The organism is Arthrobacter sp. ISL-48 (genome assembly GCF_018613805.1).
Classification (GTDB): Bacteria; Actinomycetota; Actinomycetes; order Actinomycetales; family Micrococcaceae; genus Arthrobacter.
This window is the reverse complement of sequence record NZ_JAGGPL010000027.1, coordinates 25,257-38,481: the sequence shown is the minus strand read 5'-3', so window position 1 is coordinate 38,481 and position 13,225 is coordinate 25,257. Positions and strand designations below refer to the sequence as shown.

General features: G+C 63.3%; 11 protein-coding genes. 3 read left to right on the top strand and 8 right to left on the bottom strand.

Going from position 1 to position 13,225, the window contains the following annotated elements; genetic code table 11:
* Window positions 1–8: 8 nt before the first annotated feature.
* From ureC to J7E83_RS19975, 8 genes are all read right to left on the bottom strand, one after another.
* Window positions 9–1,778, bottom strand: coding sequence for an urease subunit alpha (gene ureC, locus J7E83_RS20010; RefSeq protein WP_214965714.1), 1,770 nt, complete (start codon window positions 1,776–1,778; stop codon window positions 9–11).
* The gene (locus J7E83_RS20005) at window positions 1,775–2,104 is read right to left on the bottom strand and encodes an urease subunit beta (protein WP_214965706.1); all 330 of its coding nucleotides are present in this window, start codon (window positions 2,102–2,104) and stop codon (window positions 1,775–1,777) included. The genes ureC and J7E83_RS20005 overlap by 4 nt, the downstream gene beginning before the upstream one ends.
* Window positions 2,105–2,113: 9 nt before the next feature.
* Window positions 2,114–2,416, bottom strand: coding sequence for an urease subunit gamma (locus tag J7E83_RS20000; protein ID WP_214965698.1), 303 nt, complete (start codon window positions 2,414–2,416; stop codon window positions 2,114–2,116).
* An 80-nt stretch (window positions 2,417–2,496) separates the two neighbouring features.
* Window positions 2,497–3,060: a cysteine hydrolase family protein gene (locus J7E83_RS19995; protein WP_214965696.1), complete on the bottom strand. Its 564-nt coding sequence runs from the start codon at window positions 3,058–3,060 to the stop codon at window positions 2,497–2,499.
* 59 nt (window positions 3,061–3,119) lie between these two features.
* Complete coding sequence (locus tag J7E83_RS19990; RefSeq protein WP_214965694.1) at window positions 3,120–4,124, bottom strand: LacI family DNA-binding transcriptional regulator; 1,005 nt, start codon at window positions 4,122–4,124, stop codon at window positions 3,120–3,122.
* Window positions 4,125–4,228: 104 nt separating this feature from the next.
* On the bottom strand, window positions 4,229–4,813 hold the full coding sequence (locus J7E83_RS19985) for an HhH-GPD-type base excision DNA repair protein (RefSeq protein ID WP_214965692.1): 585 nt from the start codon (window positions 4,811–4,813) through the stop codon (window positions 4,229–4,231).
* A 121-nt stretch (window positions 4,814–4,934) separates the two neighbouring features.
* On the bottom strand, window positions 4,935–6,461 hold the full coding sequence (locus J7E83_RS19980) for an alpha-N-arabinofuranosidase (protein WP_214965690.1): 1,527 nt from the start codon (window positions 6,459–6,461) through the stop codon (window positions 4,935–4,937).
* 94 nt (window positions 6,462–6,555) lie between these two features.
* The gene (locus tag J7E83_RS19975; protein ID WP_311379818.1) at window positions 6,556–7,380 is read right to left on the bottom strand and encodes a sulfurtransferase; all 825 of its coding nucleotides are present in this window, start codon (window positions 7,378–7,380) and stop codon (window positions 6,556–6,558) included.
* 126 nt (window positions 7,381–7,506) lie between these two features.
* On the opposite strand from J7E83_RS19975, the gene J7E83_RS19970 reads away from it, so the two are divergent.
* The 3 genes from J7E83_RS19970 (at window position 7,507) to J7E83_RS19960 (ending at window position 12,895) form a co-directional block, all read left to right on the top strand.
* A complete protein-coding gene (locus tag J7E83_RS19970) occupies window positions 7,507–10,083 on the top strand; it encodes a DUF4118 domain-containing protein (protein WP_214965688.1) in 2,577 nt (858 codons plus the stop codon).
* Window positions 10,080–10,763, top strand: coding sequence for a response regulator (locus J7E83_RS19965; protein ID WP_214965687.1), 684 nt, complete (start codon window positions 10,080–10,082; stop codon window positions 10,761–10,763). Before J7E83_RS19970 ends, J7E83_RS19965 begins: the two co-directional genes overlap by 4 nt.
* A 155-nt stretch (window positions 10,764–10,918) precedes the next feature.
* Window positions 10,919–12,895 carry an amino acid transporter gene (locus J7E83_RS19960; protein WP_214965685.1) on the top strand — a complete coding sequence of 659 codons (1,977 nt, stop codon included), beginning with the start codon at window positions 10,919–10,921 and terminating at the stop codon, window positions 12,893–12,895.
* The last annotated feature ends 330 nt before the right edge of the window (window positions 12,896–13,225 follow it).

The window sequence follows — 13,225 nt, the reverse complement described above, 5'->3', positions numbered from 1 at the left end:
CCGGGGTTCTAGAAGAGGAAGTAGCGCTGGGCCATGGGCAGGACGTCGGACGGCTCACAGGTGACATCCTCGCCGTCGACCGTCACCTGATAGGTCTCCGGGTCCACTTGGATGTCGGGAGTGGCACCGTTGTACTTGAGGTCCGCCTTGGTCAGCGAGCGGATCCCCGTGACCGGCCGGATCACTTTCTGCAGCCCCAGTTCCTCCGGCACTCCCGCCTCGATGGCGGCCTGCGACAGGAAGGTGATGGAGGACTGCTGCAGCGCCTTCCCAAAGGTCGCGAACATGGGCCTCATGGTGCGCGGCTGCGGAGTGGGAATCGAGGCGTTGGCGTCGCCCATCAGTGCGTAGGCGATCTGCCCTCCCTTGAGCACCAGCTCGGGCTTCACGCCGAAGAACGCCGGGTCCCAGAGCACCAGGTCCGCGAACTTGCCCTCCTCCACGGAACCGATCGAATCCGCCATCCCTTGGGCGATTGCGGGGTTGATCGTGTACTTGGCCACATAGCGCTTGAGGCGGAAGTTGTCGCTGTCCGCCCCGGAGCCGACGGCGGAACCGTGAGTCCCGGCTGCATGGTCCCCTGCGCCGTCCCTCTGGGGGTCCTTGAGCACGCCGCGCTGCTTCTTCATCTTGTCCGCCACCTGCCAGGTGCGGGTGATCACCTCACCAACCCGGCCCATGGCCTGCGAGTCCGAGGATGTGATGGCGAAGATCCCCAGGTCCTGCAGGACGTCCTCGGCCGCGATGGTCTCAGCACGGATGCGGGAATCGGCGAATGCCACGTCCTCCGGGATGTCCGGGTTGAGGTGGTGGCAGACCATCAGCATGTCCAGGTGCTCTTCGATGGTGTTGCGCGTGTAGGGCAGAGTCGGGTTGGTGGAGGCGGGCAGTACGTTCGGCAGCCCGGCGATTTTGATGATGTCCGGGGCATGGCCGCCGCCGGCACCCTCGGTGTGGAAGGTGTGGATGACACGGCCGTCGATGGCCCGGATGGTGTCCTCCACAAAGCCGCACTCGTTCAGGGTGTCCGTGTGAATGGCCACCTGCACGTCGTACTCGTCTGCCACCTTCAGCGAGTTGTCTATCGATGACGTGGTGGAACCCCAGTCCTCGTGGACTTTGAGCCCGATGGCACCTGCCCGGATTTGCTCTGCCAAAGGTTCGACGGCGGACGCATGCCCTTTGCCGAACAGGCCAATGTTGATGGGGAGGCCTTCAGCCGCCTGGAGCATCCGCTGGATATGCCACTTACCGGGCGTCACGGTGGTGGCCTTGGTGCCTTCTGCGGGGCCCGTACCGCCGCCCACCATGGTGGTCACCCCGCTGCTGAGGGCAGTGGGTACCTGGTCCGGGGAGATGAAATGGATATGGGTGTCCACGCCGCCGGCGGTGAGGATCTTCCGTTCCCCGGCGATGATTTCGGTGCTGGCCCCGATGACGATATCCACGCCGTCGGTGATCTGCGGGTTGCCGGCCTTCCCGATCCTGAAGATGTGGCCGTCCTTGAGGGCGATGTCCGCCTTGTAGATGCCGGTGTAGTCCAGGATGACCGCATTGGTGATCACGGTGTCCGGAACGTCCTCATCCCGGACTGCCTGGCCGTTCTGGCCCATTCCGTCACGAATGACCTTGCCGCCGCCGAACACGACTTCCTCCCCGTAGACGGTAAGGTCCTTCTCAATTTCCAGGAACAGTTCGGTGTCCGCGAGGCGGATGGCGTCACCGGTCGTCGGACCGTACAGGTCCGCGTACTGCCGGCGGGGAATGTCGAAGCTCACTTGATACCGCCCCCTGCCGCCGCAAGGTAGCCGTTGACGGCATTGCTGAGCCCGTATACCTCACGGCTTCCGGCCAGTTCGATCAGCCGTATCGTTTTGCTGTCGCCAGGTTCGAACCGCGCCGCGGTTCCCGCAGGAATGTCCAGCCGCCGTCCGTACGCGGCCTCACGGTCGAAGGTCAGCGCACGGTTCGCCTCGGCAAAGTGGAAGTGCGAGCCCACCTGCACCGGCCGGTCGCCGGTGTTGACGACGACGACGTCGATCGCCTCCCGCCCGGCGTTCACCGTCACGGGCTCCGAGCGAAGGATGTACTCTCCTGGAATCATGGCATGCCCCTAGCGGATCGGATCGTGGACGGTGACAAGTTTTGTGCCGTCAGGGAAAGTCGCCTCGATCTGGACGTCATGGACCATTTCCGGCACTCCCTCCATGACGTCATCGCGGGTGAGGAGCGTTGTGCCGTAACTCATGAGCTCTGCCACGGTCCGGCCGTCCCGGGCGCCTTCGATCAGTTCATAACTGATGACGGCCACGGCCTCCGGAAAGTTGAGCTTGAGTCCGCGGGCCTGCCGTCGCCGGGCAAGATCGGCGGCCACCACAATCATGAGCTTTTCCTGCTCGCGGGGCATCAAATGCATCTGGTTTCCCTTCAACAGCCGTGGAATTGGCGTGTGACCACAGTAGGCGGGTCAGGTTTCGGTGAGGTTTCCGATCTGCCTCATCCAATCCCGCCGGACCGCAGCCTGCCGAGGATCACGTCGTTTGACTGCACGGGCTGGCGGTATTCAGCCGAGAGGATCCGGAGCATGTCCGCGGCAGCCTGGGTATCCTCTGACGCCATGGCATCCTCGGCGTAGGTGACCCTGATATTCCTCGCGAACGCATCCGCGGCAGTCTGGGCGATGCAGTTGTGCGTGGACACCCCCGCCAGGACCACCTCATCCACGTCCCAGTTCCGAAGCCGGGACAGGAGGTCCGTCCCCACAAAGGCGCTGTCCCGGGTCTTGACCAGCTGTGGCAACCCACTGATGTCCAGTCCGGCAACAAATTCGGCCTGTGTGCCGCCGCGGAAGATGAACCCCTGGTCGTCGTCGAGCATGTTCAGCGACCATGTGGACTTGTCGCGTTCGTGTTCAGACCCGATCAGCAGCGCCTTGTGGCTGTTGGCGGAGAATCCATCCAGCAGCTCATTGCAGGCGCCGACCAGGCGTTCCTGCTTGGCTGCCAGTGCCGGATCCTCAAAGTAGGCGTTCTGCATGTCGATGACCAGCAAGGCAATCATGTGGGGCGCCCTTTCAGTGTTCGAAGAGGTGCAGTAAGACTAACCCTGGGACCCGGCCCTTAGGGCGCGGACTCCCTGATCTTCAGGATAAAGTCCGCTTCGACGTGTACCCCATCATCCTCGGGCTGCAGCCCTTCGATCCTGTCGATCAGCAGGCCGATGGAGCGTTCCGCGATCTCGTCCATGCCGGGTGAAACCGTGGTGAGCGACGGGGACGCGAACCGCGCCTCGTCAATGTCGTCGAAGCCTGCAACCGCAACGTCCTGCGGCACTTTGATACCCCGGATGAGCAGTTCATGCATCGCGCCCAGCGCCAGTGTGTCGTTCAGGCCGAATACCGCGTCAAAAGGAACACCGGCGTCCAGCAGGCCAGCCACGGCGGCAGCCCCGGCATCACGCCACCATCCACCGGGCGCCATTAGCGCCGGGTCGAAGGCAATTCCAGCGTCCTCCAGTGCCTTCCGGTAACCGCTGAGCCGCAACCCCGCACTGCCCCCCGAATCCTCCGGGTGCGCCCCCACGACGGCAACGCGGCGGCGTCCCCCCGCCAGGAGATGGGCTGTGACCGCCCTCGCGGCTTCTTCGTTTTTCATGGTGACCAGGTCAAAACGGGCGTCCAGGATGTACTCCCCCAGCAGCACCACCGGCTTGTTGCCCCGGCTGGAGGCAACCGCATCGGCCTCCATGGCAAGCGGCGTGAACAACAGCCCGTCAGTCAGCTGCCGGAAGGGTCCCTGCAGGGCACTCAGCTCGTTGTCAACGTTGGCATCCGACTGCTCCACCAAGACGCGGTAGCCGCGCAGGGAAGCCACCTTCATCAGCTTGGAGGCAAGCTCCCCGTAGTACGGCACGGAGAGATCGGACAGGACAAGGCCCAGCATGCGCGTTTTCCCCGAGCGCAGGCTCCGCGCTGTCAGGTTCGCCTCGTACCCCAGCTCAGCGATCGCCTCATTGACCTTCTGCCTCGTGGCAGGACGGATGAACTCATAGTCGTTAAGCACATTCGATACCGTCTTGAGCGAGACGCCCGCGGCCCGTGCGACGTCGTTCATAGTGACTGCCATTGGTGCTGACTCTCCTTGCGATCCGTTTGAGTACATCGTTGCAGATGGTAGCCCGCACGGAACAACCCACAGTTACGAAAGGCCAAAGGTGTGCCATGCCCGAATTAGCTCTTGGCCGCCTTGGCTGCAGCCTTTGCCGCCTGCTTGCTGGCCCGCACCTTGGCTAGCGACTCGGGATCCACGATGTCGGCAACCGAGAGGAACGCATCTGCCCGGCCGTAATGGCCTGCGGCCTCCTCCCATCCCGGTGCCTGGAGCCCGCGCTGCTTGCCCAGGAGTGCCAGGAATATTTTCGCCTTCTGTTCCCCGAATCCTGGCAGTTCCTGCAGACGCCGCAACACCTCATTGCCGTCGGGGTCACCCTTGGTCCAGATCATGGTTGCGTTGCCGTCCCAGTCACGCTGGACTGCTTCGGCGAGCGCCTGGACACGTCCTGCCATGGAGCCGGGAAAACGGTGTACCGCCGGCCGCTCCTTGAACACCTCAATGAAAGCCTGCGGATCGTAGGCGGCGACGGCGGCCGGTTCGATCGACCCGATGCGGGCCCGGATTTTCTCCGGGCCCGCAAAGGCGGACTCCATGGTCACCTGCTGGTCCAGCAGCATGCCTGTCAGGAGCGCAAAGGCGTCGTCGCTCAGGAGTTTGTCGGCAGCGGGGTCACCGGTGATATGAAGTTCCATGTCCCCCATCCTTCCACCTGCTCCCGCCCGAGTCATGGGCCCGGAGTTTTTGTCCAGATCGAGCAGGAGTCGACGAGCGCGCCTTATCTGGACAAAAACTGAAAGGGACGAGTTCTTTCCGGGTGCCGGACTAGGAGCCCACAGCAAGCCGGATCATAGACCATGACACGGCAGGCAGCTCGGCGGTGAGCCGGCCGGCGTCGGCCTTCACCGTGACGTTCTCGGCGGGCAGGACTGACGTCGAGTCATCGGCGGTGGCTTGCCAGTACGGGTCCTTGTTGGTGTAGGTGACCGCTTCCGTGACCCGGACATCGCCAAGCCCGGCCACGGCTGCATCAAGCGTCAGCGCATCCGTCGTAGAGCGGTTTACCGCGAACACCACGGCCTCGCCGCTCTCGACGTCGATCGTTGCCACGGCGGACAGCGCGGCGAAATCGGCCGTCTTCCCCCCGCTGACCAGCGGTGACTCGACGGCGAGCCGAAGCACCGTGCCGGACGCGTGCCGGGATGTTAGGGCGAATGGGTGGAAGGTGGTCTGCTTCCACGCGCGGCCGCCCGGTTCAGTCATGATGGGGGCAATGACGTTGACCAGTTGGGCCAGGCTGGCGGAGTGCACCCGGTCAGTGTTGCGCAGCAGCGTGATCAGGAGATCACCGACGACGACGGCGTCCGCCACCGTGTAGATGTCCTCCAGCAGCACGGGGGCCACCGGCCAGTCCTTGCCCGTGGGTGTCCTGGACTCCCCGCGGCTCGCGTGCCAGACGTTCCACTCGTCAAAGGAGATGTTTACCTGCTTGGAGGACTTCTTCACAGACTTCACGTGGTCGATGTGGCTGACAATGTCGCGGATGAAGGATTCCATCTTGTGGCCCGCGGCCAGGTGCTCCTGAAGGTCGCCGAAGTCCTCGAAATACTGGTGGGCGGAGATCAGGTCCACCAGGTCGTAGGTTTCGGTCAGGACCACGCGTTCCCATTCCCCGAAGGTGTCCATGCCAGGAGACGAACTGCCGCAGGCCACGAGCTCCAGGTCCGGGTCGATCATGCGCATGCCGCGGGCCGTGTCGGCAGCGAGCCGGCCGTACTCGAGGGCGTTCTTGTGGCCGATCTGCCACGGGCCGTCCATTTCGTTCCCCAGGCACCACATTTTGATGCCGTAGCCGTTCTCCGCACCATTGGCCTTGCGCTGGTCGGCGAAGGCCGTGCCGCCGTCGATGTTGCAGTATTCCAGCAGGTCCAGAGCCTCCTGGGTACCGCGGGTGCCCAGGTTGACCGCCATCATGGGTTCCACACCGGCTTTAGCGGACCATTTGGCGAACTCGTCCACTCCAACCAGGTTGGGATCGGTGGAGTGCCAGGCCAGGTCCAGGCGCACCGGACGCTGCTCTGCAGGGCCCACCCCGTCTTCCCAGCGGTAGCCGGAGACAAAGTTGCCACCCGGGTAACGCACAGTGCTGACGCCCAGTTCGCGCGTGAGGTCCAGCACGTCCGTGCGGAAGCCGTCCTCATCGGCCTTGGGGTGCCCGGGCTCGAAAATGCCGGTGTACACGCAGCGGCCCAGGTGCTCCACGAAGGCACCAAACGTCCGGCGCCGGACGGGTCCTACCGTGTAGGCGGGGTCGATGGTGATGTTTGCTGCGCCAGATTCTGCAGTGGCCATGAAGCGTCCTCGTTTCTAATTTCTACAACGTTATAGAAACTAATTGTTAGTGCTCGCGCCGCGCGAGTCAACCCTGTTCGGAAGTTGATTTCTCTCAAGCGGTTTCGACAGGAAGGCTTGTTTGGTGGGCGTACTGCGACCAGCCCCCGACGAACAGTTTGCCCCGCCCCGCTCCCAGCTTTTCCAGCACCAGGAGATTGTGGCAGGCAGTCACTCCCGATCCGCAGTAACTGATGACGCCCTCGGCTGAACGGATGCCGGCGCGCTCGAAATTCCCGCGCAGCTGGTCCGCGGGGAGGAGTTTGCCGGATGAATCCAGGTTCTCGCGGCAGGGCACGTTCACAGCACCCGGTATATGTCCTGGCCGGGGGTCAATGGGGTCCTGGCTGCCGTCGAAGCGGTCGCGGTTTCTGGCATCCACCACCCTGTAGTCACCACGGGATGCCTCGGAGATATCCGCTATCCGGGATTCCGGCCAGGGCCGGGCAGTGAGGTCTCCTTGAGGACGGTTGGATACCTCGGTCTCCAACCCTCCCGGATAGCTGGCGAGCCCGCCGTCGAGTATGGCGGCCCGGTGCCCGGTGACCCTGAGCATCCAGACGAGCCGGGCAGCAATAACGCCGCCGGCGTCGTCGTAAGCGATAACGGTATCTGAACTGTTGATTCCAGCTTCACGCATCCCCCGGGCAAACACCTCCGGATCGGGCAGCGGGTTTCTCCCCGATTCCTTCGACGCCGGGCCGGAGAGGGAGCGGTCCAGATCAACAAAAACGGCCTCAGGGATGTGCCCGGCGTGGTAAGCGTCGCGCCCTGAAGAGCCATCCAGATACCAGCGGGTGTCGGCGAAGACAAACTCCCCCGAATGGCTGTTGCACCAGCCCCAGTCAACGAAAGGAGGGAAGGTCGAGAACTTCATCATGATCTTGAGCCTAGAATCTCGTCCCGTATCGCGAGATAGCCGTCTCAGCATACGGATGTGTCGTAGGGTCAATAAGGCCGAGACTCAATACGCTGGTCCAGCTTTTTAAACTGACAGACTGTGGGTATGGCAAGAGGAACTCTCCGCATTTTTCTGGGCGCGGCGCCCGGAGTGGGCAAGACTTTTGCCATGCTGCAGGAGGCCCACCAGCTCCAGGCCAACGGGAAGGACGTTGCGATAGGAATTGCGCTGGACCATGGCCGGCCGGAAACGCGGGAGCTCATGACAGGCCTGGAGATCATTAGCGCCCGGCGCTTCGAAGGTCAGGGCGTCGAGATCGAGGAATTGGACATGGAGGCCGTTTTGACCCGGCATCCGGAAGTCGCCGTCGTTGATGACTACGCACATTCCAACCCACCCGGCAGACGAAATGAACAGCGATGGCAGGATGTCGATGAGATGCTCGACGCCGGTATCGATGTACTCTCCACTGTCAGCATCCAGCACCTTGCCTCCCTTCGGGATGTGGTTGGTGGCATCACCGGGGTGCCCCTGACCGAAACCGTGCCCGATGAGATTGTGCGCCAGGCAGACCAAATCGAGCTCGTGGACATTTCGCCGGAGCTGCTGCGGCAGCGGCTCTTCGATGGCAACATCTATCCCCGGGGGCAGGTCGACGCCGCCCTCGCCAATGAATTCCGGCTTGGCAACCTTTTTGCCCTGCGGGAGATCGCCCTGATCTGGCTGGCCGACAGAGTGGATGAAGGGCTGGCGAAATACCGCGCCAGTCAGGGCATCATCACGAACTGGCCGGCCAGGGAGCGCGTGGTTGTCGGACTCACGGGGGGTCCGGATGGTGAAGCGCTGATCCGAAGGGCATCCCGGATCCTGTCCCGGGTCAACGGCGGCGACTTACTGGCTGTTCACGTTCGGCGCCCTGAAGGGCAAGCCCGGGAGTCCCCGCAGGCCGCGGAGGCACAACGCCGGCTCGTCACCGACCTGGGCGGCAGTTACCACACCGTGGCTGGCGATGACCCGGCAGAGTCGCTGTTGGACTTTGCCCGCAGCGTCAACGCAACCCAGATCGTCGTCGGTATCTCGCATGGAGGTTTGACCGGGCGCCTTCTGGGCGGCGGTGTGGGGGCCAAGGTGATCCGGGGATCGGGCGACATTGACGTCCATATGGTTTCCCGCCCCCTGGGAAGTCCCGGCCTGCCGCTGCCTCGCTTTGGGGCATTGGGCCGGACCAGGACAACCGCCGGTTTTATCCTCGCCGTACTCATCCCCGTCCTGGCCACCGCGTTGCTGTCATTTGCGCCGGACCTGAACTTTGCCACACAGGTGCTCGTCCATCTGACTGGAGTAATGGCGGTGGCATTCATCGGTGGCCTCGCGCCCGCAGTACTCGCGGCAATCCTGGACTCGCTGTTGCTCAACTACTTCGAAACCGATCCGGTCGGGAACCTGAGCATCAGTGACCCGCAGAACCTCTTCGCCTTGCTCGTGTTCCTGGGCGCCGCCATTGCCGTGTCGCTGGTCGTGGGTCTCTCGGCCAGAAGGGCGCGGGAAGCAGCCCGGGCCCGCGCCGAGGCGGCGACACTGGCTGATCTGGCCAGGGACGCACTGGTTGAGGACGATACAGTTGCTGCCTTCCTGGAGAAGGTCCGGGAGACCTTCCGGGTCCGTTCCGCGGGTCTCTTCACCAGCTCCGCCGAGAATGGCGGCGACTGGGAACTTCGGGCGTTTTCAGGTGACGCCCCTCCCCCGCCCCCGCATTCCGGGGAATCCGGCACTGATGCTGTTGAACTGGCCGATCCCGAGACCGCCCTGGTGATCTCGGGCAGGACTCTGACTGCCGGTGACCGGCGGTTGCTGGCAGCGCACGGGGCCCACCTTCTCCTGTTGCAGAGACGACATTCACTGCAGCTCAGACTGAGGAACACCACGAAACTGGCTGAGGGCAACAGCATTCGGACATCCATTCTGCGCGCCGTCAGCCATGATCTAAGGACACCCCTGGCGGGGATCAAGCTTGCGGTCACCGCCCTTCAGCGCCAGGAGCGCAGGCTTCCCGAAGAGATACGGGCTGAAATGCTCGACACCATCGAATCCTATGCGGACCGCCTCGACTCCCTCGTGGGCAACCTTCTGGACATGTCGCGAATCTCCAGCGGGTCCGCCGCCCCCCTTACCGCCCCCGTTACCTGGCGTGATGCCATCGAAGAGGCTCTGCGGGGAGTACCCGTCGGAGCAATCCGGATCGACCTTGCCGCAAACATGCCCCCGGTGGATGCAGACCTTGGGATGCTTGAACGCGTCATCGCAAACATCGTGGAGAACGCCCTGAAATACGCACCCCACTCTGACATTGTCATCGTGGGGCCCTCCAGTGGCCCCGGGGCCACCGTCGTCCACGGACGCCCCTGCGGGGAACTGCGCATCGTGGACCACGGTCAGGGCGTGCCGGCGGCTGATGTGGTGGCAATGTTTGAGCCGTTCCAGCGGCTCGATGACGCACCTGAGGGCCTCGGCATAGGCCTGGGGCTGGCTGTGGCTAAAGGTTTCACGGAAGCGATGGGCGGAGAGCTCGTGGCAGAACCGACACCAGGAGGGGGACTGACGGTCGTGATCCGGCTGCCTCTTTCCGCCGGACCGGAGAAAGTGCGCCCCGGTTCCCGCCACTCAGAAACAGGTGACGCATGAGGACCGTGCTTGTCGTGGACGACGAACCGCAACTCCTCCGTGCGTTACAGGTGAATCTGCATGCCGAGGGCTACCAGGTACTGACAGCCCTCGACGGGACTAGCGCGCTCCAGTACGCCGCCAGCAACCATCCCGATGTCATCGTTCTCGACCTGGGCCTACCGGACATCAACGGGGTGGACGTCATCACCAAGATCCGGCGATCCAGCAGCACACCGATCATCGTGCTTTCTGCCCGGCACGGATCCGCGGACAAGGTTAGGGCCCTGGACGCGGGAGCCGATGATTACGTCACCAAACCCTTCGGCCTTGATGAACTCCTGGCACGGCTACGGGTCGCCGAGCGGAGGCTCTCCACGTCGGACGGAGGCGAACAGGTGAAAGCTGTCGACGTCGGGGACTTCGAAGTAGACCTGGCAAGCCAGAAAGTCACCCGCAACGGAGCACCGGTGCGGCTGACACCGCGGGAATGGGCCATCCTTCAACTGCTGGTCCGTAACCCGGGACGGCTCATAACCCAGCAGCAGATGCTAACCAGGATCTGGGGCCCGGGATACAGCAGCGAAACTCATTACCTGCGGGTCTACATGGGACAGCTGCGCCGCAAACTTGAAGCCGACCCGGCGCGACCCAGGCACCTGCTGACTGAAGCGGGAATGGGGTACCGCTTCGAGCCCTGACCCGGCAGACGCGCACTCCCTACAGGCAGCCGGGCCCTCCCGCCGGCCAGCGTAAATGATTCGTCAATAAATACGCCTTTCACGGTTCACGGTTTTTCACAGGTGTTAGTTTCGGCTGTGTCCGCGGCGCGATCTGCCGCGCGGAAAGGAAATTCATGACCACGTTGAGCAGGCCCCCGGCAGATCCATCGACGCCTCCCCCTGGAGGTAAGGCGGCTCTAAGGAACTGGCTGCTGTTCGGTCTTCAGGACAGCAAAGGCACCCACCAGGGCCCGGGTGGAGTGACCACCGCCCACGAAAAGAAGCATTCGTGGTGGCAGGTCATGTGCCTGACGGGCGTGGACTACTTTTCCACCCTCGGCTATCAGCCGGCGATCGCGGCCCTTGCCGCCGGTGCCATCTCGCCGCTTGCCACCATGGTGCTCGTTGCAGTCACCCTGTTCGGCGCCCTGCCGGTTTACCGGCGGGTTGCCGGGGAAAGCCACCGCGGAGAGGGCTCCATCGCGATGCTCGAACGGCTGCTGCCCCGGTGGGGCGGCAAGCTTTTTGTCCTCATCCTGCTGGGGTTCGCCGCGACGGACTTCATGATCACCATGACGCTTTCGGCCGCCGATGCCAGCGCGCACTTGATCCAGAACCCCATCGCCCCCGGGTGGTTGCAGGGCCAGAATGTCGTGGTCACCCTGTTCCTGCTGGCACTGCTCGCAGCGGTGTTCCTTAGGGGTTTCAGGGAAGCCATCGGAGTCGCCGTCGCCCTCGTGGTCCTCTACCTCGGCCTCAACGCGGTGGTCGTGGTCGTGACTCTCAGGGAGGTGTTCACACACCCTGTTGACCTCGGAGACTGGTGGACGACACTCTGGACTTCCCATGGTGACCCGCTCATGGTCGTGGCCATCGCACTTCTCGTCTTTCCCAAACTTGCCCTTGGCCTGTCAGGCTTCGAAACGGGAGTGGCTGTCATGCCCCAGGTCAGGGGAGACGAGGCTGATACGGCTGAAAACCCTGCCGGCCGTATCCGCGGAACCCGCCGCATGCTGACCACGGCCGCCGTGATCATGAGTGGCTTCCTGATCGCCACCAGCTTTATTACCGTCGTCCTGATCCCGGCACAGGAATTCGAACCTGGCGGGCAGGCGAACGGACGCGCCCTGGCCTTCCTTGCGCATGAGTACCTGGGCGTCGAATTCGGGACCGTCTACGACATCAGCACCATCGCCATCCTCTGGTTCGCTGGCGCTTCCGCCATGGCAGGGCTGCTGAACCTGGTACCGAGGTACCTGCCGCGCTACGGAATGGCCCCCGGATGGGCCAAAGCGGTCCGTCCGCTAGTGCTGGTCTTTACCCTGGTAGGGTTCCTGATCACTTTCCTCTTCGACGCCGACGTCGACGCCCAGGGCGGTGCCTACGCCACCGGCGTCCTGGTATTGATGACCTCCGCAGCTGTTGCTGTCACTCTTTCGGCGCGCCGGCGGAAGCAGCGTAAACGCACAATAGGCTTCGGCGCTATTTCCGTCGTGTTTACCTACACCACCATCGCCAATATGTTCGAACGGCCAGAAGGCATCAGGATCGCCGGCGTCTTCATCTTGGGCATCATCGTGATCTCCCTGCTCTCACGCATACGCCGCTCCTTCGAACTGCACGCCACGCACGTTCATCTTGACCGGCAGGCCCTCGAATTCATGTCCTCCACCCTGGACGGACCGATCGCGATCATTGCCCATGAGCCGCTCCGGCTCACGGCCGAGGCCTACAGGAACAAGCTCACCTCGGCGATCGAGGTCAGCCATCTGCCCCTCGAACACGAGGCTCTGTTCCTCGAAGTGGTGGTCGAGGATTCCTCTGATTTCGAGACAGAACTGAGGGTGAACGGCGTGAGCCGCCACGGATACCGGGTCCTGGAAGTGCATGGCCCCGTCGTCCCCAACACTATTGCCTCCGTCCTGCTCCACATCAGGGACGTGACCGGTCTGATGCCGCACATCTACTTCCGTTGGACTGAAGGGAACCCAGTGACCAACCTCCTGCGGTTCCTGTTCCTCGGCGAGGGCGAGATCGCTCCGGTCACCCGTGAAGTGCTGCGCGAGGCGGAGCCTGACGTCACCAAACGTCCCTGGGTCCATGTTGGCTGACACTTCTGCGCAGCGTGGGGAAGGTGGCGTAGGCGCGGACCGGAATTCGAGTACCGGAACCGCCAATCCGAGTACTACCTAATCTGAAAAACGAGTACCGATTACCCGTTCTTCCTGGCCCGTCCAGAACTAGGTTCGTCTCAAGGGATTAGACGTGTATGGCTCACTAGGGGGTGTGAGGCGGGCAATGCGCTCAGGACTCACAAACTGCGAACTCCCGGGCTAACGGATCCGGGCATTTAGCGGGGCCGGCGACGAGGAGACCTTTGAGACCAAGGCCTCTCCCCCAGCCGTCGCCGGCCCTCTCACCGCGGACAACCGCAACGGCGG

Excerpts from the sequence above, each read along its gene's own strand:
- J7E83_RS20005 (WP_214965706.1), bottom strand. The coding sequence starts at position 2,104 with ATGATTCCAGGAGAGTACATCCTTCGCTCGGAGCCCGTGACGGTGAAC.
- J7E83_RS20000 (WP_214965698.1), bottom strand. The coding sequence starts at position 2,416 with ATGCATTTGATGCCCCGCGAGCAGGAAAAGCTCATGATTGTGGTGGCC.
- J7E83_RS19995 (WP_214965696.1), bottom strand. The coding sequence starts at position 3,060 with ATGATTGCCTTGCTGGTCATCGACATGCAGAACGCCTACTTTGAGGAT.
- J7E83_RS19990 (WP_214965694.1), bottom strand. The coding sequence starts at position 4,124 with ATGGCAGTCACTATGAACGACGTCGCACGGGCCGCGGGCGTCTCGCTC.
- J7E83_RS19985 (WP_214965692.1), bottom strand. The coding sequence starts at position 4,813 with ATGGGGGACATGGAACTTCATATCACCGGTGACCCCGCTGCCGACAAA.
- J7E83_RS19980 (WP_214965690.1), bottom strand. The coding sequence starts at position 6,461 with ATGGCCACTGCAGAATCTGGCGCAGCAAACATCACCATCGACCCCGCC.
- J7E83_RS19975 (WP_311379818.1), bottom strand. The coding sequence starts at position 7,380 with ATGATGAAGTTCTCGACCTTCCCTCCTTTCGTTGACTGGGGCTGGTGC.
- J7E83_RS19970 (WP_214965688.1), top strand. The coding sequence starts at position 7,507 with ATGGCAAGAGGAACTCTCCGCATTTTTCTGGGCGCGGCGCCCGGAGTG.
- J7E83_RS19965 (WP_214965687.1), top strand. The coding sequence starts at position 10,080 with ATGAGGACCGTGCTTGTCGTGGACGACGAACCGCAACTCCTCCGTGCG.
- J7E83_RS19960 (WP_214965685.1), top strand. The coding sequence starts at position 10,919 with ATGACCACGTTGAGCAGGCCCCCGGCAGATCCATCGACGCCTCCCCCT.